The organism is Vreelandella titanicae, assembly GCF_014697095.1.
In the GTDB taxonomy this organism is placed as follows: Bacteria; Pseudomonadota; Gammaproteobacteria; order Pseudomonadales; family Halomonadaceae; genus Vreelandella; species Vreelandella titanicae.
Map to the genome: position 1 here is coordinate 840,089 of NZ_CP059082.1, position 24,156 is coordinate 864,244.

A 24,156-nucleotide genomic window follows, 5' to 3' on the forward strand; every position below is an offset into this window, starting at 1 on the left:
AAAACAACGGCTACAGCACAGCGACTTATCAATGGTCACGAAACATTCACAAACGGCATTGAAGATTAAACAGGGTAGTAACGTAATGGTGGAGCCAAGCGGGATCGAACCGCTGACCTCCTGCGTGCAAGGCAGGCGCTCTCCCAGCTGAGCTATGGCCCCATCTAGTCACTCTTAGTCACACTCACCTCTGGCCAATTTTATTTAGCGCAAGGCATTTTATGACGACGCATAGCCTACTATGCGAGTTATAAAATAACGCAGCGATAGATAAAATTTGGTGGGTCTGGGCAGACTTGAACTGCCGACCTCACCCTTATCAGGGGTGCGCTCTAACCAACTGAGCTACAGACCCAAGAGGGGATCGTGCTTTTACCGTTTGCTCTATATCTGATCAGGTAATTCATTGTGGACGCTTACTAACGCGTGACGCATCGTTTAAGGAGGTGATCCAGCCGCAGGTTCCCCTACGGCTACCTTGTTACGACTTCACCCCAGTCATGAACCACACCGTGGTGATCGCCCTCTTGCGTTAGGCTAACCACTTCTGGTGCAGTCCACTCCCATGGTGTGACGGGCGGTGTGTACAAGGCCCGGGAACGTATTCACCGTGACATTCTGATTCACGATTACTAGCGATTCCGACTTCACGGAGTCGAGTTGCAGACTCCGATCCGGACTGAGACCGGCTTTAAGGGATTCGCTGACTCTCGCGAGCTCGCAGCCCTTTGTACCGGCCATTGTAGCACGTGTGTAGCCCTACCCGTAAGGGCCATGATGACTTGACGTCGTCCCCACCTTCCTCCGGTTTGTCACCGGCAGTCTCCTTAGAGTTCCCGACATTACTCGCTGGCAAATAAGGACAAGGGTTGCGCTCGTTACGGGACTTAACCCAACATTTCACAACACGAGCTGACGACAGCCATGCAGCACCTGTCTTACAGTTCCCGAAGGCACACCAGAATCTCTTCCGGCTTCTGTAGATGTCAAGGGTAGGTAAGGTTCTTCGCGTTGCATCGAATTAAACCACATGCTCCACCGCTTGTGCGGGCCCCCGTCAATTCATTTGAGTTTTAACCTTGCGGCCGTACTCCCCAGGCGGTCGACTTATCGCGTTAACTTCGCCACAAAGTGCTCTAGGCACCCAACGGCTGGTCGACATCGTTTACGGCGTGGACTACCAGGGTATCTAATCCTGTTTGCTACCCACGCTTTCGCACCTCAGTGTCAGTGTCAGTCCAGAAGGCCGCCTTCGCCACTGGTATTCCTCCCGATCTCTACGCATTTCACCGCTACACCGGGAATTCTACCTTCCTCTCCTGCACTCTAGCCTGACAGTTCCGGATGCCGTTCCCAGGTTGAGCCCGGGGCTTTCACAACCGGCTTATCAAGCCACCTACGCGCGCTTTACGCCCAGTAATTCCGATTAACGCTTGCACCCTCCGTATTACCGCGGCTGCTGGCACGGAGTTAGCCGGTGCTTCTTCTGCGAGTGATGTCTTTCCTACCGGGTATTAACCGATAGGCGTTCTTCCTCGCTGAAAGTGCTTTACAACCCGAGGGCCTTCTTCACACACGCGGCATGGCTGGATCAGGGTTGCCCCCATTGTCCAATATTCCCCACTGCTGCCTCCCGTAGGAGTTCGGGCCGTGTCTCAGTCCCGATGTGGCTGATCATCCTCTCAGACCAGCTACGGATCGTTGCCTTGGTAAGCCATTACCTTACCAACTAGCTAATCCGACATAGGCTCATCCAATAGCGGGAGCCGAAGCCCCCTTTCTCCCGTAGGACGTATGCGGTATTAGCCTGGGTTTCCCCAGGTTATCCCCCACTATCGGGCAGATTCCTATGCATTACTCACCCGTCCGCCGCTCGTCAGCGGGTAGCAAGCTACCCCTGTTACCGCTCGACTTGCATGTGTTAGGCCTGCCGCCAGCGTTCAATCTGAGCCATGATCAAACTCTTCAGTTTAAGATCTATGTGATCCTTACATGTCACCCGAAGGCAACAAAAGCGGATCAAACTTGGCTCAAGGTTCAAACGAATTCATTCAAAACAGGTTCCGAAAAACCTTTATTGCTTGAGTCGCTTGCCTTGATATTGGGTGATTTGCCACCAACATCAGCAAGCGCCCACATGAATTACCTGATCAAATTGTTAAAGAGCTGTTTCGCTGCGGTGGCTAGCTAATAAACCAACTGGGCCACCCGGCTTGCCGTTGAACTGGCTTGCCTCAGCGAGGAAGGCGTATTCTACGCATTTCCTGGCGGTTGTCAAGGGCGTTGTTTTCGATGCAAACCTGACCACATCCAAAACCGCTAACTCTTTGACAAACCGAAGATTTTACACTTCATTTACCGCTGGTAACGCTTGGCGTCCCCGGCAGCGGATGCGTACTTTACGGATTCGCTGACGGGTTGGCAAGCGGTTTTTAACCCTAATACTGATAGAGGTACTGACAATGGCCCTCAGATACCGCGGAGCGAGTCTGGCACCAGCGAATCAGCCCCTAGGTCGGCAATGCTACGCGCCCCGGTGAGCGTCATTGCAACCCGCATCTCCTTTTCAAACAGCTCAAGCAGATGGGAAACGCCCGCCTCTCCGGCTGTAGCAAGTGCATAGATAAAAGCACGCCCAATCAATACGGTATCCGCCCCCATGGCGATCATGCGCACAACATCAAGTCCACTGCGTACGCCGGAGTCGGCTAGAATGGCCAAATCGCCCTTAACCGCATCAGCGATAGCAGGCAGCGCACGCGCGGTAGAGGGGACACCGTCTAGCTGACGACCACCATGATTGGAAACAACGATACCATCCGCGCCGAAGCGAACCGCATCACGAGCATCCTCGGGGTCGAGAATCCCTTTGATGATCATTGGACCCTCCCAGAGCTCACGAATCCACTCCAAGTCCTTCCATGAGATGGCCGGATCAAAGTTGTCACCCAGCCAGGCAATATAGTCTTCTAGCTCCGTTGGCTTGCCGCGATAATCAGACACGTTACCCAAGTCATGGGGACGGCCATTAACACCCACGTCCCAGGCCCAAAAAGGGTGTGTTGCTGCTTGAAGCATACGCCGCATTGGGCCGCGCTTGCCGCTCATGCCTGAATGTGCATCTCGATAGCGTGCCCCCGGCACGGGCATATCGACGGTAAAGATCAGTGTCTTGACGCCAGCGGCTTTGGCTCGCTCCAAGACATGCTTCATAAATCCTCTATCTTTCAACACATAAAGCTGAAACCAGATAGGCCGATCAACCGCAGAGGCCACTTCGTCGATTGGACACACCGATACTGTCGACAGTGTAAACGGCACCCCCTTATTAGCAGCTGCCCGCGCAGCTTGCACTTCACCACGCCTAGCATACATTCCTGCCAACCCCACCGGCGCCAAGGCGACCGGCATAGCAAGCGCTTCGCCGAACAGTGTGGTCTCCAATGATAGTGAAGACATATCCTTCAACACACGCTGACGCAAAGCGACACCAGCAAGATCCTCAACATTGCGTCGCAGCGTATGCTCCGCGTAGGAACCACCGTCAGCGTAGTGAAATAGAAAAGGGGGGATACGACGCTTGGCCGCTTGGCGATAATCAGTGGAAGCAGAAATGATCATGGATAGCCCTGTGTAATAGCCCTATACAATGGATGCGCTATACACCGGCGCCCCAAAGTGGAAAATTGGTTTTACCAATTGACAAAAAAACTAGCACCAACAGTAGTGAGCCGCCCTAAGTGTGTCAAACGGTGATATCACTCCTTAGCACCTCATCCCGCTATACTTTAGTTTAAAGTCGCTATTAATGCGTTTTATTAGCGTTAAATCCTACTTCGCAGACGCTTGAGATCAAACCTCAAAGATCTTAATATTGGTCTTACCAATTGCGGACGCAAATCGACATGAGCTATTCAATATGAGCTACCCACCGCTCCGCCAGCAGCGCTTGGCCGATGTAATTACTGAACGCCTTGAAGCTATGATGCTAGAAGGCAGCCTAAAACCAGGCGAGCGCTTACCTCCCGAACGTGAATTAGCCGAACGGTTTGGTGTTTCGCGCCCCTCTTTACGGGAAGCTATTCAGAAACTAGCCGCTCGTGGCCTACTAACCAGCCGCCAAGGCGGCGGCACTTTTGTTAACGATGACCTCAGCAATGGTTATACCGACCCCTTGCTGGAGATGCTCTCTCGTCACGGCGAATTTAACCTAGACTTACTTGAATTCCGCGACGCTATGGAAGGTATATCCGCCTACTACGCTGCGCTGCGCTCAACACCCGCCGATAAGTCCGTGCTTATTCAGCGCTTTGAAGAGCTCGACGGCGGTTTTGCCGGTGCCGACCCTATCCAAGAAGCCAAACTAGATGCAGCGTTCCACTTAGCGATTGCCGAAGCTGCTCACAATGTTCTACTGCTGCATACCATTCGCGGCATTTTTCACCTGCTAGAGAAGAGCATTGTAAATAACCTGGCCCATTTATTCGCCAAGGAGGGTTCGCGCAGTCAGTTAATGCAACAGCACCGCGCCCTACTCAATGCCATTTTGGAAGGCCGCGCGGAGGATGCCCGCACTCGCGCCCATGAGCACTTAGTGTTTGTCGAAGAAGGTCTACTTGAGATGGCGAGGGCTGAGACGCGCGCCCAGCGTGCCCTTCGCCGCGCTCAAGGCAGTAGTAAGACGTCAGCATGAACAGCGCTGGTATGAATAACCAAGCGCCCACCCCCTTGCCGCCACGCTGGCGGCGCCTGTGGCTGCTGGTTATTTCACTCGGCTTGCTGTTTTGCATGTGGCAGGCCGCCCAGTTGGCGCGTGAACAAGCGCTTTCCAACTTACAGGATGATGCCGAAAACGAGCTGCGGCTGTCTGCCGCCAACTTAAACGGCTATTTACTGCGCTACGACTACTTGCCGCAAATGCTTGCCACTCGGGAAGGCGTGCAGCGTTTTTTGGCCTCTCCCGATAGCCAAGACCCGATGCCGCTAAATATGCTACTGGATCGTTTCCGCTTTACAGCGGGGGTTTCAGACGTCTATTTACTCAATCACGATGGCGACACGATCGCCGCCAGCAATTGGCACCGCCCTAACACCTTTATTGGCCAGAACTATGCTTTCCGCTCCTACTACACCGATGCCATTGCCGGAGGCCAGGGGCGCTTTTTTGGTTTGGGCATCAAGTCTCTTGAACGGGGCTACTACTTTTCATCGCCCATATGGCTAGACGACACCTCGCCCGATGCACAGCCAGACGGCGTGCTAGTAGTTAAAGTGCTTTTAGATGATGTTGAAGAGAGCTGGGCTGAGCAGGATGCCGAGCTATTTGTCACTGATAGCGACGACATCATTTTCATGGCCAGCCACCCCGAACTACGCATGAACGCGCTCTACCCACTCACCGATGAGCAGCGTCAAGCCCTAAGAGAAACGCGCCGCTATGCCATGGAGCCATTGTCACCCTCGGGTATTGAAATCAATGCACCTTACCGACAGGGAAGCCAGTTGGTCAGTTTCTCCCAAGGCCCATTGAGCAGTAGCGACTATCTTAGTTTGACCCGACATGTCCCTGAATTTGGCTGGCAAATGCATATTTTAAAGCCGCTAACACCGGTGATTAGCGCTCAGTGGATTGCCGCCCTCATGGCAGGCGGCCTCTACGGAGTGGTCACTCTCGGCGCAGGTATTGGCTGGCAGCGCCTACGGCTGCGCCGTGAACGCGAAGCGTTTGCCGAGCGCGAGCGCAATACCTTGGCACGCGTGCGTGACGAACTTGAGGTAAGCGTAGAGCGCCGCACCCGTGATCTGGTGGCCAGCAACCAACGCCTATCGGATGAAATTGAAGAGCGCCGCCGTGCAGAGGCCAATTTACGCCAGACCCAAGACGAGCTTATTCAAGCCGCCAAACTCGCTGTGTTGGGGCAGCTCGCCGCGGGCATCAACCATGAACTTAATCAACCACTGGCGGCTATTCGCGCTTACGCGGAAAACGCCCGCCGTTTTATGGCATTAGCACGCCACGAAAAAGCGGATGCCAACCTTGAACAAATTGTTGAACTGACCGAGCGTATGGCGGACATCAGCGCTCAGCTGCGCCAGTTTTCACGTAAGAGCAGCGAGCACCAGGAGGCGATTTCGGTACAAGCCTGTATCGACTATGCTCTTCGCCTGTTTCAAAGCCGCCTGCGCGAAGGCAACATCTCCATTACTCAGGAGTGGCCCAATGAAACACTATGGGTGCAAGGCGATCTAGTGCGTCTGGAACAAGTGTTGGTCAATTTAATCGGTAATGCGCTGCAGGCCATGAAAGGCGTACCTGCGCCACAACTTACTCTGGGCGCCCAAATACACCAGCAGCAGGTCATTATTAGCGTTACCGATAATGGCCCTGGCATTCCCGAGGAGCACTTAGGGCATATTTTTGAACCCTTTTTTACCACCAAAGCGCCGGGGAGTGGTTTAGGCCTAGGACTCTCGATTTCGTCGCGTATCATGGACGATTTAGGCGGCAAGTTACAGGCAACTAATCGACCCGAAGGCGGCGCTTGCTTCACTATCGCCCTGCCCCACTCACCGCTAACTCACCCCCAGGAGAACTCCTCGTATGCATGAGCCGTCGACGCTGCCGGTCATGGTGATCGACGACGAACCGCATCTGCGGATCACCGCCAGCCAAACCCTCGAGCTTGCAGGCTACACGCCCTACTGCTTCGAATCAGCGGAACAAGCCCTGGCAGCATTAACACCGGACTTCCCAGGTGTCATTGTCAGTGATATCCGCATGCCGGGAATGGATGGTATGGCACTGCTCCATGAGTTACACAGTCGCGACGCCACTCTGCCGATTATTTTAATCACCGGTCACGGCGACATTTCCACGGCCGTAGAAGCCATGCGCGCAGGAGCATGGGACTTTCTTGAGAAGCCGTTTGCCGGTGATCAGTTGCTGGACGTAGTACGCCGAGGCATAGAGAAGCGCCAACTCAGCTTGGAAAACCACCGTCTTAAAGCTGAACTTGAAGTGCAACAAGCCGCGTTGGGACCGCGACTCGTTGGGCGCACACCCATCATATCCAGGCTCGCGGCGATGATTCAGCGTATCAGCCAAGTAGAAGCCGACGTTCTGCTATTCGGTGAAACAGGTACCGGTAAAGACCTCGTGGCCCGTGCAATTCACGAACGCAGCGGCCGGCGCAACAGCCCCTTTATGGCGATCAACTGCGGCGCGGTGCCCGAAAACACCATTGAGTCCGAGCTGTTTGGCCATGAAAAAGGCGCTTTCACGGGTGCAGTAGAGCGGCGAATCGGCAAGTTTGAACACGCTAACGGCGGCACCGTGTTTCTGGATGAGATCGAATCGATGCCCATGGCGCTGCAGGTCAAGCTGCTGAGGGTGCTGCAGGAACGCAGCGTTGAGCGGTTAGGCGCCAATGAAACAGTTCCGCTCAATATTCGGGTGATTGCGGCCACCAAGGTGGATCTCAAAGCCGCCTCCGAAGAGGGGAGTTTTCGCGAAGACCTTTACTATAGGCTAAACGTTGTCACCCTGCCGCTGCCTGCTCTGCGCGAGCGGCGTGAGGATATCCCCTTGCTGTTCCAGCACTTTGCCGTGGTCGCTGCCAATCGTAGCGGGCTAGAAGCACCGACCCTCGACAGCCCCGCCATTGCCGCCCTGCTGGCCCATGATTGGCCCGGCAACGTGCGCGAGCTGCGGAACCTTGCCGAGCGTTACGTGCTACTGGGCGCCGCCTTTGACTATCGTCTGGATGCGCTGCTGGAAGGGGTCAACGCCGACACCGAAGAGCCTACTTTGCCGCGCCAGGTAGAGCTGTTTGAAAAGAGCCTGATCAGCCAATCTCTGTCGCGCTACCATGGACGGGTAACCGATGTTTGTCACCACTTGGGCATTCCGCGCAAAACCTTTTACGACAAACTTAAAAAGCACGGCCTCAATGCCGACGACTATCGCCACAGCAGCGAGCCTTGATGCAACAACTCCCCCAAGACAGACCAGGGCGGCACCCAGGGCACCAGCGTTAATGTGGCAATCAACATTAGCAGGTTAGACATTGGCCGCCGGCTGTCGCCTAGCTTGAGCGCCGTACCAAACGAGCGTTTTAGCCGCGCGCCTTCAAGATCAACGCTGTATATCTCATCCAAACTCAAGTGGATCAAAAACCCTACTAAGGTGGCCGCACCGTGAGACCACGCTAGCCACGCTGGTTGGCTGAGCAAATTAAAACTTAACGCGGCGGTGAGCAGGCTGCATAGCCCGCCCGCTAGCAGTGAATGCCAAATACCGCGGTGCACGGTAAAACGCGAGAACAGCACCCCCGCCAAATAGCGCACACAGAAGTAGATTCCGCCACAGGCAATCAACAACGCCCCCGGCGTGAGCCATGGCTGTAACAACAAGGCGCCTAATACCAAGGCGGGCACCGAAAGCAGATTGAATATCAAACGGATAGAGTGGGAACGATCAGCATCAATGTCGGGCAAAATGCCGCCAAAGGTGACTAATGCAATCATCACCAGCGCTTGGGAGGGTGGCCACCACTGGCCTTTCCAACCTACGTAAGCTATCAGCATGCCGCCCGCCGCTGCCACCGTAATATGCGTGCGAAAATTAGCCATGACGCGGCATCCTAAAGTCTGCAAAACAGAAAACTGTATAAATTAACAGACTTTTAGTGTTCGCGACATGACTAATTTAAGAAAAAAGGTTGGCTTAGCAATCGCTTAGGGAAAGCCTAGAAAAAGTCGCTAGCGGGTGACTTCGGCCAGAAAGCGGTCTTTCAATTTAACGTAGTTACCTGCGGTATAGGGAAAGAAAGCACGCTCTTTGTCTTTGAGTGGTCGCATTGCTTTGGCGGGGTTACCGGCATACACATAGCCACTCTCCAAATGCTTACCCGGCGTTACCACGGCGCCTGCAGCAATAATGACCTCGTCCTCAACGACCGCGCCATCCATTACAATCGCGCCCATCCCTACCAGGATCCGACTTCCCAAGGTGCAGCCATGCAGTATCGCTTTATGGCCGATGGTCACATCATCGCCAATGGTGAGCGGAAACCCCTCCGGACTAAAATCGCTGGCGTGGGTAATATGTAGCACGCTGCCGTCCTGCACGCTGGTACGCGCACCGATACGAATACGGTGCATATCGCCACGGATAACCGTCATCGGCCAGACAGAGCAGTCGTCACCCATCACCACATCACCAATGACCACACTGGCCGGATCAATATAAACGCGCTCACCCAATTGGGGTTCCATACCTTGATAGGGCCTTAATGCACTACTCATAACTCGCTCCTAGGGTTGTTGGATAGCTTAGAGAATTCAGTTACCCCACTATAGCAACCCGGCCAGCAGAACAATAAAGGTCAGCGGAATCGACACCCAGCGAATGATATTACGCCACACCAGATAGCCACTTTCACCAATGCCTAACGCGCTCACCACTTTATCGCGAGGCATTACCCAAGCCGCAAAAACGGCTATCAATAGGCCGCCCAAAGGCAGGAAAACATCCGGCGGTATACTGCTGACAAGCTCGAAGACATTGCGTCCAAATAGCGGCCGAAATTCCGCCAGGGTTGAAAAAGAGAAGGCCGATAACAGCCCGATCAACCAGACGCTGAGCGCCACAATGGCAGTCGAGATACTGCGACGCAGCCCCAAACCCTGTAACGTTGCGACCATCGGCTCCGCGAGGTTAATGGCCGATGTCCAGGTGGCCAGTAGCAGCAGTAAGAAGAACACGCTCAGCCATACAGAGCCCCAGGGCAGCTCAGAAAACGCAATGGGCAGGGTGACAAACATTAACCCTGGGCCATCAGTGGGATCCATGCCTTGAGCAAACACCACCGAGAAAATAGCGATCCCCGCCAGTAACGCCACACTAATATCGAGCACGGCGACTGCCACAGCGGCTTTAGGCAGGCTTTGCTCTTCCGGCATATAAGCGCCATACGCCATCAAAGCACAGGCGCCCACCGCCAGCGTAAAGAACGCGTGCCCCATGGCGTGCACCACCACCGCGGGGGTTATCGCCTCGAAAGAGGGTAAAAACAGCCACGCCAAGGCGGGGGCAAAGCCATCAGTCGTCGCGGCATAGCCCGCTAATAGCAGCAACAACAGATACAGCAGAGGCATCAGCAGGTTATTGAGCCGCTCTAACCCCTTGGCAACACCCGCCGCCACGACCGTCATGGTCATAAACAGAAATAGCGAGTGGTTGAAGATCAGCAGCCCAGGGTTGGCCAAGAAGGCTTCAAAACCGGCGCCAATCTCTGCGGCACTCGCGCCATTGAAATGGCCGTTAACAGAGGCCACCAAAAACTCAATCGACCAGCCCGACACAACCGAGTAGAACGACAAGATACAGAACACGGTGAACGCCCCGAATAGCCCCAACCAGCGCCAGCGAGGCGAAGCCCCCGCCTCGGCCGCCAAGACACTCAACGCTTGCATTGGCCCGCGTCGCCCGGCACGGCCAATCAGAATCTCCGCCATCATGACCGGAATACCCAGCAGCAGCACAAACGCCATATAAATCAGTAAAAACGCCGCACCGCCGTTCTCTCCGGCCACGTAAGGGAAGCGCCAGATGTTGCCTAACCCCACCGCAGCACCTGTTACCGCCAAGATAAAGGCCCGCTTCGACCCCCAGCGCTCCAGCGTTTCGCTCATCACATGCTCCTGCCATTGGTGGCATTAAAAGGCGGCAAGACTAGCAGGCGCTTGCGTGCAGGCCAAACCCTGGCATTAAACATAGTTGTTGAGGCTAACATTGAAACACAGCACCACCGCCCGCACTGTGTCATTATTATTGCGCGTTTTGCGCTCACTAACGGTTTTTAAAACGATGCCAATCGAGGTGCCCATGTCCACCAATCCGCTGCTTGAAACGCACGCGCTGCCCCCCTTTGCTGAGATTCGCGCCGAGCACGTGGAGCCTGCCGTGGAGACACTGCTAAGCGAAAGCCGAGAGGCCATTGATCGCCTCGCCGAGCAGGCAGCCGCTACCCCGCCTACCTGGGACACTTTTGCAGCGCCCCTTGAAGCGGTGAATGATCGGCTCACCAAGGCGTGGTCACCGGTTTCGCACCTCAATGGCACCATGAACTCGCCGGAAATGCGCGAAGCGTATCAGGCATGCCTTGGGAAGCTCTCCGACTTCGGCACCTGGGTAGGCCAGCACGAAGGGTTGTTTCGTGGCTGGCAAGCATTGAAAGATGGCCCGGCCTGGAAGCACCTGGATGCCGCACAGCGGCGCACCGTGGAGAACGCCCTACGCGATTTCCGCCTTGCCGGTGTTGATCTTCCTGCTGACCAGAAAGCCCGCTACGGCGAGATTCAGTCGCGGCTCTCACTGCTGTCAAATCAGTTCTCCAATAACGTGCTGGATGCTACCCAGGCATGGCACAAGGACATCGATAGCCAAGAGACGTTAGCGGGGGTGCCGGAAAGTGCTCTCGACACCTTAAAAGCCACCGCCGAGGCGAAAGGCGTTGCGGGCTACCGTATTACCCTGGATTTCCCCAGCTTCTTCCCGGTGGTTAGCTATGCCGATAACCGCGAGCTGCGCCGGGAGGTCTATACCGCTTTTGTTACCCGTGCGTCTGATGAAGGCCCAGATGCGGGCAAATTCGATAACGCGGCGATCATGGAAGAGATCCTGGCACTGCGCAATGAAATGGCCCAATTGCTCGGCTTTGCCACCTATGCCGATTACTCTCTCACCACCAAAATGGCGGAATCTCCCGAGCAGGTGCTCGATTTTCTCAACGACTTAGCCCGCCGTGCGTTGCCTCAGGCGAAAGAGGAGTTTGCAGAACTCAGTGCTTATGCCCGAAAAGAACTCGGCCTAGAGACGCTGGAACCGTGGGATGTTGCCTATGCCAGCGAAAAACTACGCGAAGCGCGCCACTCGATCTCCCAGGAGCAATTACGCCCCTATTTTCCAGCACCCCAGGTAATCGATGGCTTGTTTCAGGTGGTTGAACGCCTTTACGGCGTGCGCTTTGAAGAAGATACCCAAGCACCCCGCTATCATGATGACGTGCGCTATTTCCGCATCACCGAAAACGGCCAACCCATTGCCGGTTTCTATCTGGATCTCTACGCCCGCGAAGGTAAGCGTGGCGGTGCCTGGATGGCCGATTGCCGGGTGCGTCGTCAAACCGAGCAGGGTCTGCAACTGCCCGTCGCCTTCCTGACCTGCAACTTTACTGCCCCGGTAAACGGCCGCCCGGCACTGCTCACCCACGACGAAGTCACCACGCTGTTCCATGAGTTTGGCCATGGCCTCCACCATATGCTGACCCAGCAGCAGATCGCCGATATTTCCGGCATTAACGGCGTCGCTTGGGATGCCGTAGAGCTGCCCAGCCAGTTTATGGAAAACTACTGCTGGGAGCGTGAAGGCTTAGATCTACTCGCCAAACACGTGGATAGTGGTGAACCGCTGCCAGCAGAGCTGCTTGAGCGCCTGCAGGCAGCCAAGAATTTCCAGTCAGCCATGGGTATGATGCGCCAAATCGAGTTCTCGCTGTTTGATCTGCGTCTGCACCATGAACTTAGCGCCCCCAGCGCCAGCGATGTGCAAGCCTTGTTAGATGAGGTGCGCGAAGCGGTGTCTGTGCTGCCGAAAGTGCCATTCAACCGCTTCCAAAATAGTTTTGGCCACGTGTTTGCCGGTGGCTATGCGGCTGGTTACTACAGCTACAAGTGGGCTGAAGTGCTCTCGGCGGACGCCTGGAGCGCCTTTGAAGAGACCGGTATTTTCGATCCTGAAACGGGCCAGCGCTTTCGTCGCGAAATCCTGGAGCAGGGCGGCGCCCGCGATGCAGCCGACCTTTTTGTCGCCTTTCGAGGCCGAGAGCCGAGCGTCGAACCGCTACTGCGCCATAGCGGCATTCGCGCTGCTTAAATCTGCAAAACCTATGCGCGCCCTCCACTTAGAGAGCGCGCTCTTGGAGTCTAATGATGTCTAGTGTGAAACGCTTTATCGCCGGTGTTACTTGCCCGCGCTGCGCAGCGATGGATCGGATCCGTGCCTGGGAGCAAAACGGTATTCGCTACCGAGAATGCGTCAGTTGCGATTTCTTCGAGCAACTGCCCATCGAAGAGGATGCGCTTACCGAAATGACCACCCGGGTCAACCAGGTACGTGACGATCAGAAGCAGCAGGATGTGCAACCCGTACGTATTTTGGATCCAGGTAAATCCTCGCGTTAACTCCCTCCCCGCCAAGGATGGCGTGTTCATTCTTTCCTTAACGCCCCACAAGCCGATAGCGTACAGGCAACACCATTTAGTGTGCGGTTATCCGCACACTAAATAACCATTGTCGTGCGAACAATCGGACACTATGACAAAAAGTGCTTTCCACCAAAGTTGAATAAAAAAATCATAAGCATCTGATTTAAAAATCATAACCCTTAAATGGCACAACTATCGCTGTTATATACCTTGGATACCCTGCTTAACGCAGTATCGACTGGCCGCATTTATCGACGCTGTCAGTATATAACCCCAATAACAGCTAGGAATTTTCGCCATGCGCAAACATATGCCTAAAACGTTCACTCTTCTCGCCAGCAGCGCCCTGCTTGTAGCCGCTGCCAGCAGTGCCCAAGCGCAAGCAGACCGTTCTGATTGGCCCGACAACTTTACCGTGGGCACCGCTAGCCAAGGCGGCACTTACTTCGTCTACGGTTCAGGCTGGGCCAACTTTATCGCTGATGAGCTGGGTGTATCTGGCGGTGGTGAAGTCACCGGTGGCCCGACTCAAAACCTGGCACTGGTGCACACAGGCGATATGGCATTTGGCTTAACCACCATGGGCCCGGCTTCTGATGCCGTTAAAGGTGAAAGTCCGCTAGCGCCTGGAATGAAGATGGACAATGTATGCGCCATGTTCCCCATGTATGAAACGCCGTTCTCCATTACCGCGCTTTCTGACAGCGGTATTGAGTCAATTTCCGATATTCCTGATGGCGCGCGCATCGGTTTTGGCCCGGCTGCCTCAACCTCTGACACCTACTTCCCAGCGATTCTAGAAACCCTGGGCGTTAACTTTGAGCGTCGCAACGGCGGTTGGTCAGACTTGGGCGGTCAACTGCAGGATGGCCTGCTTGACGTGGTCGCCTTCGCTGCCGGTATTCCGATTCCCGCCGTTAGCCAGTTAGAAGTACAAACTGACGTCAACATTATTGAGTTTAACGAGGAAGAGCTGGCCACGGTGCTGGAAAACTTCCCTGTAGCTGAATTCATGATTCCGGCCAACACCTATACGACGCTGGAAGAAGATGCCCGCGCTGTCTCCATGTGGAACTTCGCTATCGCAGGCTGCGACCTGCCGGAAGATTTCGTTTATGAAGTCACCAAGGCGACCATGGAAAACAACGACCGCATGCGCTCTGTGCACCGCAGCGCTGAAACCACCATTCCAGAAAACATCAAGCACAACACCGTGCTGCCGTTTCACCCCGGCGCTGCACGCTGGTACGAAGAGAACGGCTATGAAATTGCTGATGACATGATCAACTAAGCAACGTTTACCGTTCTGACTGCCCCGTTTCCGGCCCAGCCGGGCGGGGCAGCTTTCGCTGCTGCTACCCCTTTGTCTGCTTTTGCTGTGAGGGTGAACTCTAATGAGTCACAAAACCGACCAAGACCCCAATGATCTCAAGGATGATGCCCACGCGGCGTCAGTGATACCAGAGTCCATTGCCGATGGTGTCGATGAAGACGTTGTTGAACCCAATCGCCGCCTGTTTACGGGCTGGCAGTTCCTACTGTTTGCGGCATTAGCGATCGCTTACTCAAGTTTCCATCTGATTTCACTCAACGTGTATCCGATGGAAACCTGGTCGTTTCGTATCGTGCATATTGCCGGTGCGCTTATTCTCGGTTACGGGCTCTTTTCTGGTGCCCGTTTTGCCGACGACGATCACCAGGCGTCAGGTGCCTGGATCAAATGGATTAGCTACGCGTTACTGATTCCTGCCGCCTATACTCTGGCGCAAGTTCTGTTGATGTATCAAACGCTCAGCGGCGGCGCCATGCGCATCGACCCGAGCATTGAAAACTGGCACTACGGCTACCCGCTAATGGCGACGACAGCGGCGGCTGTTGTGTTGTCATGGTTTTATCGTCAGGCACGGCATCGCTTCAATCCTGCAGACTTGGTACTGATGGTCTGCGCGCTGGCCAGCGCTGGTTATTTGTTAGTGGCTTACAACACCAATATCCGCATGTCGACGGGTACCTCTTTCGCACCGTCAGGCATTTCCTGGGCGGCGATTGCGGGCTCACTACTGATTCTGGAGCTCACTCGCCGGGTCGCAGGCCTGGCCCTGGTGGTTATTTCTGCGGTTTTCCTGACCTACGTTTTCGCCGGGCCCTATCTGCCAGGCTTTTTAGGCTATCCGGGGCTGTCACTACAGCGCTTCTTTAGCCAGGTGTATACCGACGCAGGCATTCTCGGCCCCACCACCGCCGTGTCGTCGACCTATATTATTCTGTTCATTATTTTTGCTGCCTTCCTACAGGCCTCTAAAGTAGGCGACTACTTCGTTAACTTTGCCTTTGCCGCAGCTGGCCGTGCCCGTGGAGGCCCTGCCAAGGTGGCCATTTTTGCCTCTGGCTTGATGGGTATGATTAACGGTACTTCGGCAGGTAACGTGGTTTCCACCGGCTCATTGACCATTCCCCTGATGAAGAAAGTCGGCTACCCATCACGTAGCGCAGGCGCGATTGAGGCAGCCGCCTCAACCGGTGGGCAAATCATGCCGCCGATTATGGGCGCGGGCGCGTTCATCATGGCCGAAGTGACCGGTATTCCCTATACCGAAATCGCCCTTGCCGCTGTTATTCCGGCGATTCTGTATTTTGCCTCTATCTATTTTATGGTCGACTTTGAAGCCGCCCGTAAAGGCATGCGTGGCATGCGCAAAGATGAGATTCCGCTGTTCTCGAAGCTGGTAAAACAGGTCTATCTGTTCGCGCCGATTATTATCCTGATTGTCGCCCTGTTTATGGGCTACTCGGTGATCCGCGCGGGCACCTTGGCCACGGCGTCAGCCGCAGTGGTTAGCTGGCTCTCACCCAATAAAATGGGCTTTCGGGCGATTCTTAAAGCGCTGCAAATAGCGGGCACTATGTCGATTCAGATTATCGCTGTGTGCGCCTGCGCGGGCTTAATCGTCGGGGTTATCTCGCTGACCGGTGTGGGCGCGCGTTTCTCGTCACTGCTACTTGGCTTAGCGGGCGTGAGCCAACTGCTGGCACTAGTGTTCGCCATGCTGATCAGTATTCTACTCGGCATGGGTATGCCTACTACCGCTGCCTATGCGGTGGCCGCTTCCGTGGTCGCTCCCGGCTTGATCAATATCGGCATTGAACCGCTAATTGCTCACTTCTTTGTGTTCTATTTTGCGGTCGTCTCCGCGATTACACCCCCTGTTGCCTTGGCCTCCTATGCCGCGGCCGGTATCTCCGGCGACAACCCCATGGGCACCTCGGTGGCCTCGTTCAAGATTGGCTTGGCCGCGTTCATTGTGCCGTTTATGTTCTTCTACAGCCCGGCCATGCTGATGGAAGGCTCACCGATGCAGATTCTGCGCGTTGGGTTAACCGCGACGCTGGGCATTGTGCTGCTTTCTGGTATGGTTCAAGCGTGGTTCTTTGGCCCCGTTAACCTAGTGCAGCGTGTCGTCATGCTGGTGGGCGCGCTGTTTTTAATCTACGGCGGTATCTATACCGACATTGCCGGCCTTGCGATTGGTATCGTGCTATTCATGATGCAGCGTAAGATGCACGGTGGTGGTAGCAAAACGGCGCAAGCTGGCTGATTGATTTAAGCCGTTAAATGCTAAGCGTAAAAAAACCCCGCTCAACAATTGTTGAGCGGGGTTTTTAATGGCTGCAAGGTAGGCAAAGAAAAGAGGCTTGGTTAACCAGCCAGGTTATCGACGATTTTCAGCACCGGCGCCGCTTGGTTAAGCGTGTAGAAGTGCAGGCCTGGCGCGCCGCCCTCCAGCAATCGCTGGCAAAGACGGCTCACTACATCGGTGCCAAAGGCAGCAATCGCTTCGCTGTCGTCGCCATAGGACTCCAGCTGCTTGCGAATCCAGCGCGGGATCTCGGCTCCACAGGCGTCAGAGAAACGCGCCAGCTTGGTGTAGTTGGTAATCGGCATGATACCGGGAATAATCGGCTGCTCGACGCCCAGCGCACGGGCTTTATCAACGAAGTTGAAATAGGCGTCAGCGGTGAAGAAGTACTGGGTGATGGCCATATTGGCGCCCGCCTTCATTTTACGCGCAAAGTTTTCCACATCCTTATCAAGATTAGGCGCCTGTGGATGAGATTCAGGATAAGCAGCCACTGCGATGTCGAAATGGTCGCCCGTCTCCGTGCGAATAAACTCAACCAGTTCGTTGGCATAACGTAGCTCACCAATGCTTCCCATACCTGAGGGCATATCACCACGCAGCGCGACGAGGCTCTCGATCCCTTCCTCGCGGTACTGCGCCAGCAGATCACGCAACTGCGCTTTTTCACTGCCAATGCAGGAGAGATGCGGAGCGGTATTAATACCGCTTTCACCGACCGCACGCACCACCTCACGAGTACGCGCTTGGGTAGACCCACCAGCACCGTAAGTAACTGAGAAAAAACGTGGTTTTCGGGCGGCCAGTTCATCGCGAACGTGGATCAGCTTGTCGCGCCCAGCATCGGTACTGGGCGGAAAGAATTCAAAGCTGATACCTAGCGGATGCTCATGGCTGCTCATGGGGTTTCCTTATTAGTGATCAAAAGTGATGATATTTTGAGGTATTCTCGCTGTTCCAGCGCGCTGGGGCTAATGAAAGATTCCACGCTTGGCCTTTAATTCGGCTCATGTTAGCGGGCCACCACATACGACGGGAGGATAAATGGATCTTGCACCTGGGGCGCTCGTTGGGCCGCTACTCATGCTACTCAGCTACGTGGGGCTAGGCTGGCTCGCCGCCCAACGACTCAAGCTAGATCCTCGCCCGATTGCGACGCTGCTGGTTTACCTGATAGCGCCTTTTACGATTTTTCGCGCGCTGATGAACGGCGGCCCAACACCTGACTACCTCTTACTCACATTAGCACTGTTCATTCTGGCAAGCCTGATGGCACTGGTGGTACAGCGTATTACTCGCCACCGTTTTGGTGAACAGGAGGCTGCTCTGTTGGCGTTCTCCTCAGGAACGGGTAATACCGGCTATTTCGGCCTACCGATTGCGCTGATTTTGCTCCCCCCTGAAGGCGTTACTCTTTACCTGTTCTGTATGCTGGGGATTAATATTTACGAATTCACCGTGGGCTTTTACCTTAGCGCACGCGGACGTTTTTCCGTACGTGAGAGTCTGATCAAAATTTCTCGCTTACCGCTTATCTATGCGTTCCTATTCGCGTTACTGCTTAGCGCCCTTGAAATAACCATACCCGCTGCAGTAATGAGTTCGCTGCAAGTCTTCCCCGCCACCTACACGCTGCTGGGCATGATGATTATTGGCATGACGCTTAGCCAAGTAACGCTTGCCGCCTGGGATTCACGCTTTGTAGCCACCTGCCTGGGTCTTCGCTACCTGCTCTGGCCGCTCGTTATGTTGGGGGCCGCTTTAATACTACAGTGGGCGGCGCCTCTTTCCACGGAACTGGCCATGGCGCTGCTGTTGATAGGCGTAGTACCCATGGCTTCCAACGTAGTGGTGGTGGCCATGGAGCTGGGCATTCAACCGCAAAAAGGCGCATTAGCGGTGCTGGTGACGACACTGCTCGCGCCGCTGCTGATTCCGCTTTATCTGGGTTTGATGCTGCGTCTCACAGGACTAGGCTAAAAACCAGCCACACCTGCTTCGTTAAGCTGTCGAGCCATGTGCTGTATCTCGGGGTGGCTAAAAAATGCTACCAGCGCGTCAGCGCGAACCGGGCCAACGCCGGGAACGGCTTGCCACTGTTCGCGCTGGTAGCCCGCTAGCTCATCCCAATCCCCGCGAACCGACTCGCTACCTGGCGGCGCCCCCAGCGCGCTTAACCAGGCCGAAAACGACTTGCCCTTGGCGACTTGAAACTGTTCCAGTAACGTTTCAGCGGTCGCCTCACCAATGCCGTAGGCCTGTTGCAGCTGGCGCGGTTCGACATCCAGCCAGTCCAGTAAATGCGTGACTACGCCCGCATCCATTAGCGCTTGCCAAGTACCTTCACCGATACCCTGCATACCAAGCTGCTCGCCAAGGTAGCTAAGCCGCGCCAGCAATTGATCATCGCAGCCGGGCGTTAATTCAAAGCAGCTCAGCAGGTTAAAGCGCTGGGGTGAAGGCGGTGACAGCGGCGAGCGCTCCTGGGTGTGCCACACCACCTCGGTTAACTGGGGAATCGTTAATCCCGCTAGCGAAATCGCCACTTGGTCACCGGGACGGACATCCAGTGACTCCCAGCGCTCCAGTGAGCCTAACGAGACGCGGCTAATACGCCGCCCCTCCAGCAGCACCGGATTAAGCCACACCAGCGGCGTCACACGCCCAGTGCGCCCAACGCGAAACTCAATGCCGCGCACTTCCGCTAGCGCCTGCTGGGCGGGATATTTCCAGGCAATGGCCCATTCAGGCGGTGATGATGACCAGCGGCGTACACCGGGTCGCTCGGCTTGCTTAATCACCACCCCGTCGGTAGCAAACGGCAACGGCCCGTTAAACCAACTATCGCGCCAATAACCGGCATCATGGCGGTCATCCAGCGGATGAGTGTAGTCAGCGCTATCAAAGCCCAGTTCACTTAGCCGTGCTAAACGTTCCTGCATTGCGGTAGGGCCATCGGGCCAGCCCCAGACAAACAGGCCAATACGCTCAAGGGTGGCCGCTGTGGGGGAGGCTTGTGCCATTGCTCCCGCCACGGCACCCCGTGCACCCGATGCGGGTGAACGCGACTGCACGTGTTGGCTTAACCGCCAATACAGCTCGCCTTGGAGTACTGCAGAAATAGGCTCGGGTAGCGTATTGGGAATGGCTGGGAGTTGCCGGGCACGGGCCGTCCAATCCTGGCCCCGCTCGCCATCGCCACGGCTAACGGCTTCGACCAGTTCGCCATTTTCATAGCGCAACGTAATCGCCACGCCGTCCACTTTGGGCTGGATCCACAGGTCTTCGCGGCGGCTGGTAAAACGTCTGACGCCATCGTCATCGGCTTTATCAAGCCCACGCTGCGCAGCCGGATGCTCAAGAGTGCCGCTGCTACGTGTAACGCGTGTAAGCGGGCGATGATCCGGTACAGTGCCCAGGCAACGCTGCCAAGTGGCTAGGCGCTCAACCGCTTGGTCGTAAAGGGCATCATCGATCAGCGCGGCGCCCTCGTCATGGTAGGCAGTGTCCCAGCGGTGAACCTGCTCAGCCAGCGCCTTGCTTTCGCGGCTTAGGCGCTCCTCCGGCCAATCAGGGCATTGGGCAGCCTGTGCGGAAAAAGTGACAAGCCAGATAAGGCTACCCAATAGCCAAGTTCGTACACTCAACAACATTGCTTACCCCCGCGGTAACACATCAGCTTTTAGGCTTAGCCTAACGCAACGGACATAAAAAAAGCCCCTCGGCCGAAGCCAAAGGGGCGATTTAATCCATTTCTTACAAACGGTGTAGCGAATCTCTTACAAACCGGCGGCCTTACGCAGTGCTTCAGCCTTATCAATCTTTTCCCACGGGAAGGCGGTAAAGGTTTCGGTATGCGCTTGGCCTTTATCATCGTTCCAGGTGTAGCTGTGCTCGAACGGTGCCCGGCCAAAGTGGCCGTAAGCGGCGGTGAGCTGATACATCGGGTGCAGCAGGTCAAGCATTTTGGTGATCGCGTAGGGGCGCAGATCAAAGTGCTCGCGAACCAGTGCAACGATCTTGGCATCGTCAATTTTACCGGTGCCGAAGGTATCGATGGAGACCGACGTCGGCTCGGCAACGCCAATCGCGTAGGAGACCTGAATCTCACACTTGTCAGCCAGGCCTGAGGCCACCACATTCTTGGCCACATAGCGGCCCGCATAGGCAGCGCTGCGATCCACTTTAGAGGGGTCTTTGCCCGAGAACGCACCACCACCGTGGCGTGCCATGCCGCCATAGGTGTCGACGATAATTTTACGTCCAGTCAGCCCACAATCACCTACCGGGCCGCCAATCACGAATTTGCCGGTCGGGTTGATATGGTACTGGGTGCTGTCATCCAACCACTCAGCGGGGATCACCTGCTCGATGACCTCGCGCTTGATCATTTTGCGCAGGTCTTCCTGATCAATATCTGGGTCGTGCTGGGTAGAGAGAACGATGGCATCGACACCGCAGGGCTGGCCTTCGGCGTTATAGCGGAAGGTTACCTGACTCTTGGCATCCGGGCGTAGCCACGGCAACAGGCCATTTTTACGCAGTTCGGCCTGACGTTCGACCAGCCGGTGAGAGTAGTGGATCGGTGCCGGCATAAAAGAGTCGGTTTCGTTAGTCGCGTAGCCAAACATCAAGCCCTGGTCGCCAGCGCCCTGATCTTCCGGTTTGCTGCGGTCAACGCCTTGGGCAATCTCGACACTCTGCTTGCCAATCAGGTTAACCACGCCGCAGGTCGCGCCGTCAAAGCCCACGTCGGACGAGTTATAACCAATGCTGATAATCACATCACGCACGAGGGTTTCTAAATCGACCCAGGCGGAGGTGGTAATTTCACCGGCAATGATCGCCACCCCGGTTTTCACCATGGTTTCACAGGCAACGCGGGCCTGTTTATCGCGGGCGATAATGGCATCTAGCACTGCGTCAGAGATCTGATCGGCAATCTTATCGGGATGACCTTCGGAGACGGACTCGGAGGTAAACAGGGAATATTCGCTCATCGCGCACTCTACCCTCTGTATGACGGCTGTATTTAATCCACAGCATCAGCAGGAAATCATGGCAGGTGTCCCCTGCCCGTATTAGTGAAGCGATAGCATTACTTTTCTACCGCGTCGGGAGGCAGAGTCTACACGCTGTCGGCGATGCTTCCCAGAACGTGATCCCCAGAATTTGCCGCTACATTTGCCGCAACATGGGAAGTCAGCGACAATAGCGCCTTTATAATTTCTGTTTTCAGGCGAGGAGCACCCCCATGCCGTCCCGTTTTGAGCTAGCCAATGCCATTCGCGCCCTGTCCATGGATGCCGTTCAGAAGGCCAAATCCGGCCACCCGGGCGCCCCCATGGGTATGGCTGATATCGCCGAGGTGCTATGGAATGACTACCTCAAGCACAATCCCGAAGACCCCAAGTGGGCCGATCGCGACCGCTTTGTGCTCTCCAATGGCCACGGCTCCATGCTGCTTTACTCGCTGCTCCACCTCAGCGGCTACGAGCTGAGCCTGGAACAGCTGCAGAATTTCCGCCAGTTGCACTCGCCTACTGCCGGACACCCGGAATTCGGCTACGCGCCGGGCATTGAGACCACCACTGGCCCGCTGGGTCAGGGCTTTGCTAACGCCGTGGGTTTTGCCATCGCGGAAAAAACCCTGGCGGCGCAATTTAACCGCCCCGGCCACACCATCGTCGATCACCACACATGGTGCTTTGTAGGTGACGGCTGCTTAATGGAAGGTATCTCCCACGAAGCGGCCTCTCTGGCCGGTACCCAGCAGTTGGGTAAGCTGATCACTGTATACGACGATAACGGCATCTCCATTGATGGCGAAGTGGAAGGCTGGTTTACCGACGATACCGCCAAGCGTTTTGAAGCTTACGGCTGGCACGTGGTGCCCAATGTGGATGGCCACAAGCCTGAAGAGGTTAAAGCCGCTATTGAGCTGGCCAAGAGCCACGACGATAAGCCGAGCCTGATTATCTGCAAGACCATCATTGGCTTTGGTGCCCCCAACAAGCAGGGCAAGGAAGACGCCCACGGCGCCCCCTTAGGCGACGACGAAGTGGCCCTGGCACGCACTCAGCTCGACTGGCCCCATGCGCCCTTCCATATTCCCGAGCCGATCTACTCCGCCTGGGATGCCCGTGAAGCGGGCAAAGCGGCTCAGCAGGCGTGGGACGCGCGGTTTGCCCGCTATGCTGAAGCCTTCCCCACGGAAGCGCGGGAGTTCACCCGCCGGATGAAGCGCCAGTTACCCGCGGAACTGCCCACCGAAGCCTTGATCGAGCAGGCCCAAGAGCGTGGCGAGACCATTGCGTCACGCAAAGCCTCGTTCGAAGCACTCAATGTGATTGGCCCACAAATGCCGGAACTGCTGGGTGGCAGTGCCGACCTGGCGCCGTCTAACCTGACCTTCTGGAAAGGCGCCAAAGCGATCACCCCGGAAGACGCCAGCGGCAACTACCTGCACTACGGTGTGCGTGAGTTCGGCATGGGGGCGGTCATGAACGGCATCGCCCTGCACGGCGGTCTGGTACCTTACGGTGCAACCTTCCTGATCTTTATGGAGTACATGCGTAACTCGATTCGCATGGCGTCGCTGATGGGCCAACAGGTGATTTACGTGTTTACCCACGACTCCATCGGCCTGGGTGAAGATGGCCCGACTCACCAGCCCATTGAGCAGCTCACCAGCCTGCGCACCACGCCGAATCTAAACACCTGGCGCCCCTGTGATGCGGTCGAAACCGCCGCCGCCTGGGATGCGGCGATTAAGCGTCACTCCGGCCCCACGGCGCTCGTACTGTCACGCCAGAACCTGCCTCACCAGCAGCGCACGAAGGCGCAGTTGGCAGCGATTCAAAACGGGGCGTATGTTCTGAAAGATAGCGCAGGTACGCCGGAGTTGATTCTGATTGCCACTGGTTCTGAAGTCGGCCTGGCCATGGACGCCGCCGCCGAGCTCGAGCAGCAAGGCAAAGCGGTACGCGTGGTCTCCATGCCCTCGGCCTATCGCTTTAACGGCCAGGATGCCGAGTACCGTGAGAGCGTACTGCCTAAGGCGGTCACCAAGCGTATCGCCATCGAAGCCGCCCATGCCGACTACTGGTACAAGTATGTGGGTCTTGACGGCCGCGTGATCGGCATGACCACCTACGGTGAATCCGCACCAGCGGGGGATCTGTTCAAGCACTTCGGCTTTACCGTCGACAATGTGGTCAAGCAAGCCAACGAACTACTCGGCTAAGCC

The 24,156-nt window shown here is 55.8% G+C and carries 16 protein-coding genes, 2 tRNA genes and 1 rRNA gene; 9 read left to right on the plus strand and 10 right to left on the minus strand.

Annotation, left to right across the window (positions count from 1 at the left end; all coding sequences use genetic code 11):
• Positions 1-86: 86 nt before the first annotated feature.
• The 4 genes from HZS52_RS04000 to lldD form a co-directional block, all read right to left on the minus strand.
• Positions 87-162, minus strand: a tRNA-Ala gene (locus HZS52_RS04000).
• Positions 163-278: 116 nt separating this feature from the next.
• Positions 279-355, minus strand: a tRNA-Ile gene (locus HZS52_RS04005).
• An 84-nt stretch (positions 356-439) separates the two neighbouring features.
• Positions 440-1,972: ribosomal RNA gene (locus HZS52_RS04010) — 16S ribosomal RNA — on the minus strand.
• Between the two features lie 497 nt (positions 1,973-2,469).
• Positions 2,470-3,621 (minus strand): FMN-dependent L-lactate dehydrogenase LldD, encoded by a 1,152-nt coding sequence (gene lldD / locus HZS52_RS04015; protein WP_009288646.1) that lies wholly within the window; start codon positions 3,619-3,621, stop codon positions 2,470-2,472.
• A 298-nt stretch (positions 3,622-3,919) separates the two neighbouring features.
• On the opposite strand from lldD, the gene HZS52_RS04020 reads away from it, so the two are divergent.
• From HZS52_RS04020 to HZS52_RS04030, 3 genes are read left to right on the plus strand one after another with little or no spacing between them, the layout of a single operon-like run.
• Complete coding sequence (locus HZS52_RS04020) at positions 3,920-4,693, plus strand: GntR family transcriptional regulator (RefSeq protein ID WP_027958892.1); 774 nt, start codon at positions 3,920-3,922, stop codon at positions 4,691-4,693.
• The gene (locus HZS52_RS04025; RefSeq protein ID WP_159175978.1) at positions 4,690-6,609 is read left to right on the plus strand and encodes a sensor histidine kinase; all 1,920 of its coding nucleotides are present in this window, start codon (positions 4,690-4,692) and stop codon (positions 6,607-6,609) included. Before HZS52_RS04020 ends, HZS52_RS04025 begins: the two co-directional genes overlap by 4 nt.
• On the plus strand, positions 6,602-7,984 hold the full coding sequence (locus HZS52_RS04030) for a sigma-54-dependent transcriptional regulator (RefSeq protein WP_009288649.1): 1,383 nt from the start codon (positions 6,602-6,604) through the stop codon (positions 7,982-7,984). The genes HZS52_RS04025 and HZS52_RS04030 overlap by 8 nt, the downstream gene beginning before the upstream one ends.
• Here HZS52_RS04030 and HZS52_RS04035 read toward each other — a convergent pair.
• The 3 genes from HZS52_RS04035 to HZS52_RS04045 all read right to left on the minus strand — a co-directional run bounded on the left by HZS52_RS04035 (position 7,960) and on the right by HZS52_RS04045 (position 10,695).
• Complete coding sequence (locus HZS52_RS04035) at positions 7,960-8,631, minus strand: metal-dependent hydrolase (RefSeq protein WP_027958894.1); 672 nt, start codon at positions 8,629-8,631, stop codon at positions 7,960-7,962. The genes HZS52_RS04030 and HZS52_RS04035 overlap by 25 nt on opposite strands.
• A gap of 129 nt (positions 8,632-8,760) precedes the next feature.
• Entirely contained in the window at positions 8,761-9,306 is a 546-nt protein-coding gene (locus HZS52_RS04040) for a gamma carbonic anhydrase family protein (RefSeq protein WP_027958895.1), read from the minus strand.
• A 48-nt stretch (positions 9,307-9,354) separates the two neighbouring features.
• Entirely contained in the window at positions 9,355-10,695 is a 1,341-nt protein-coding gene (locus HZS52_RS04045; protein WP_190374185.1) for a sodium-dependent transporter, read from the minus strand.
• 193 nt (positions 10,696-10,888) lie between these two features.
• Between HZS52_RS04045 and prlC the strand changes: the two genes are divergently transcribed.
• The 4 genes from prlC to HZS52_RS04065 all read left to right on the plus strand — a co-directional run bounded on the left by prlC (position 10,889) and on the right by HZS52_RS04065 (position 16,865).
• Entirely contained in the window at positions 10,889-12,937 is a 2,049-nt protein-coding gene (prlC, locus tag HZS52_RS04050; RefSeq protein ID WP_190374186.1) for an oligopeptidase A, read from the plus strand.
• Positions 12,938-12,993: 56 nt separating this feature from the next.
• Positions 12,994-13,245: a YheV family putative zinc ribbon protein gene (locus HZS52_RS04055; RefSeq protein ID WP_027958898.1), complete on the plus strand. Its 252-nt coding sequence runs from the start codon at positions 12,994-12,996 to the stop codon at positions 13,243-13,245.
• 322 nt (positions 13,246-13,567) lie between these two features.
• Positions 13,568-14,560, plus strand: coding sequence for a TAXI family TRAP transporter solute-binding subunit (locus HZS52_RS04060; RefSeq protein WP_138801677.1), 993 nt, complete (start codon positions 13,568-13,570; stop codon positions 14,558-14,560).
• 103 nt (positions 14,561-14,663) lie between these two features.
• Positions 14,664-16,865 (plus strand): TRAP transporter permease, encoded by a 2,202-nt coding sequence (locus HZS52_RS04065; RefSeq protein ID WP_138801676.1) that lies wholly within the window; start codon positions 14,664-14,666, stop codon positions 16,863-16,865.
• A gap of 101 nt (positions 16,866-16,966) precedes the next feature.
• On the opposite strand, the gene metF is transcribed toward HZS52_RS04065, so the two are convergent.
• The gene (gene metF / locus HZS52_RS04070; RefSeq protein WP_190374187.1) at positions 16,967-17,809 is read right to left on the minus strand and encodes a methylenetetrahydrofolate reductase [NAD(P)H]; all 843 of its coding nucleotides are present in this window, start codon (positions 17,807-17,809) and stop codon (positions 16,967-16,969) included.
• 142 nt (positions 17,810-17,951) lie between these two features.
• Between metF and HZS52_RS04075 the strand changes: the two genes are divergently transcribed.
• Positions 17,952-18,887, plus strand: coding sequence for an AEC family transporter (locus HZS52_RS04075; RefSeq protein ID WP_159175975.1), 936 nt, complete (start codon positions 17,952-17,954; stop codon positions 18,885-18,887).
• On the opposite strand, the gene ligB is transcribed toward HZS52_RS04075, so the two are convergent.
• The gene (gene ligB / locus HZS52_RS04080) at positions 18,884-20,560 is read right to left on the minus strand and encodes an NAD-dependent DNA ligase LigB (RefSeq protein ID WP_190374188.1); all 1,677 of its coding nucleotides are present in this window, start codon (positions 20,558-20,560) and stop codon (positions 18,884-18,886) included. The two genes, HZS52_RS04075 and ligB, sit on opposite strands and share 4 nt — an antisense overlap.
• Before the next feature lie 126 nt (positions 20,561-20,686).
• Positions 20,687-21,907, minus strand: a complete 1,221-nt coding sequence (metK, locus tag HZS52_RS04085) for a methionine adenosyltransferase (RefSeq protein ID WP_027958904.1) — start codon at positions 21,905-21,907, stop codon at positions 20,687-20,689.
• Positions 21,908-22,161: 254 nt separating this feature from the next.
• Here metK and tkt point away from each other — a divergent pair, with 254 nt between their 5' ends.
• On the plus strand, positions 22,162-24,153 hold the full coding sequence (gene tkt / locus HZS52_RS04090) for a transketolase (RefSeq protein WP_190374189.1): 1,992 nt from the start codon (positions 22,162-22,164) through the stop codon (positions 24,151-24,153).
• Positions 24,154-24,156: the final 3 nt, after the last annotated feature.

Excerpts from the sequence above, each read along its gene's own strand:
- lldD (WP_009288646.1), bottom strand. The coding sequence starts at position 3,621 with ATGATCATTTCTGCTTCCACTGATTATCGCCAAGCGGCCAAGCGTCGT.
- HZS52_RS04045 (WP_190374185.1), bottom strand. The coding sequence starts at position 10,695 with ATGAGCGAAACGCTGGAGCGCTGGGGGTCGAAGCGGGCCTTTATCTTG.
- metK (WP_027958904.1), bottom strand. The coding sequence starts at position 21,907 with ATGAGCGAATATTCCCTGTTTACCTCCGAGTCCGTCTCCGAAGGTCAT.
- HZS52_RS04065 (WP_138801676.1), top strand. The coding sequence starts at position 14,664 with ATGAGTCACAAAACCGACCAAGACCCCAATGATCTCAAGGATGATGCC.
- HZS52_RS04020 (WP_027958892.1), top strand. The coding sequence starts at position 3,920 with ATGAGCTACCCACCGCTCCGCCAGCAGCGCTTGGCCGATGTAATTACT.
- ligB (WP_190374188.1), bottom strand. The coding sequence starts at position 20,560 with ATGTTGTTGAGTGTACGAACTTGGCTATTGGGTAGCCTTATCTGGCTT.
- prlC (WP_190374186.1), top strand. The coding sequence starts at position 10,889 with ATGTCCACCAATCCGCTGCTTGAAACGCACGCGCTGCCCCCCTTTGCT.
- HZS52_RS04035 (WP_027958894.1), bottom strand. The coding sequence starts at position 8,631 with ATGGCTAATTTTCGCACGCATATTACGGTGGCAGCGGCGGGCGGCATG.
- HZS52_RS04030 (WP_009288649.1), top strand. The coding sequence starts at position 6,602 with ATGCATGAGCCGTCGACGCTGCCGGTCATGGTGATCGACGACGAACCG.
- HZS52_RS04025 (WP_159175978.1), top strand. The coding sequence starts at position 4,690 with ATGAACAGCGCTGGTATGAATAACCAAGCGCCCACCCCCTTGCCGCCA.
- HZS52_RS04055 (WP_027958898.1), top strand. The coding sequence starts at position 12,994 with ATGTCTAGTGTGAAACGCTTTATCGCCGGTGTTACTTGCCCGCGCTGC.
- HZS52_RS04075 (WP_159175975.1), top strand. The coding sequence starts at position 17,952 with ATGGATCTTGCACCTGGGGCGCTCGTTGGGCCGCTACTCATGCTACTC.
- metF (WP_190374187.1), bottom strand. The coding sequence starts at position 17,809 with ATGAGCAGCCATGAGCATCCGCTAGGTATCAGCTTTGAATTCTTTCCG.
- HZS52_RS04060 (WP_138801677.1), top strand. The coding sequence starts at position 13,568 with ATGCGCAAACATATGCCTAAAACGTTCACTCTTCTCGCCAGCAGCGCC.
- tkt (WP_190374189.1), top strand. The coding sequence starts at position 22,162 with ATGCCGTCCCGTTTTGAGCTAGCCAATGCCATTCGCGCCCTGTCCATG.
- HZS52_RS04040 (WP_027958895.1), bottom strand. The coding sequence starts at position 9,306 with ATGAGTAGTGCATTAAGGCCCTATCAAGGTATGGAACCCCAATTGGGT.